The 570-nt window shown below is 44.9% G+C and carries 1 protein-coding gene; it reads right to left on the bottom strand.

Annotated elements, in window-relative coordinates; translation table 11 throughout:
• A partial coding sequence (locus tag R7044_RS27075) for a tetratricopeptide repeat protein (protein ID WP_225456211.1) occupies nt 1-570 on the bottom strand: 570 nt, incomplete at both ends.

Below are 570 nucleotides of genomic sequence, written 5' to 3'. Positions count from 1 at the left end.
CACCGCGTAAAGATGATCTGGCGCGCCTGAAATCAAGTAAGCCTGTTCAAAAGATTTCACAGCCTTATCGACACTGACCTTTTCTTGTAGCACACCATTCAAATACCAAAAATAACTATTGTTTTTCGCCATGTTAGCCGCTTTTTCGATTTCATTTGCGGCTTGCTCTTTGTCGTTTAAACGAACGAGCGTCAAAGATTTCGAATAATGCAGGGCGGCATTGTCTGGAAAGCGTTCAATCGCTTTATCTAGTGTATCAATCGCTTCTTGCTCACGTTGCTGCGCGCGGTAATTGTCGGCTAAGTTCAGCCAAACATCTGGGTTTTCCGGCATTTTGGATAACAATGCTTGATAGATATCGTCCGCTTGTTTCCAGTTTTCATGCCAGCGATACACATCGGCTAACAGCAATCGGGTGTTGTTATCCGTTCCGCTCTTTAAACTCGCTATAAGCTCGTCCACAGGCTTTTCTATCGCTGGTCTTTGCGCTTCTGTCAAAACAGAATAATCACGCACTAAGTTCAGTGCTGCCGCAATACGCACGGAAGAGGATTCGTCTTTAAGTAGTGG

It is taken from the genome of Vibrio sp. 1402 (assembly GCF_033340275.1).
The sequence above is the reverse complement of the archived record's forward strand: the minus strand, read 5'-3'. Positions and strand labels throughout refer to the sequence as shown.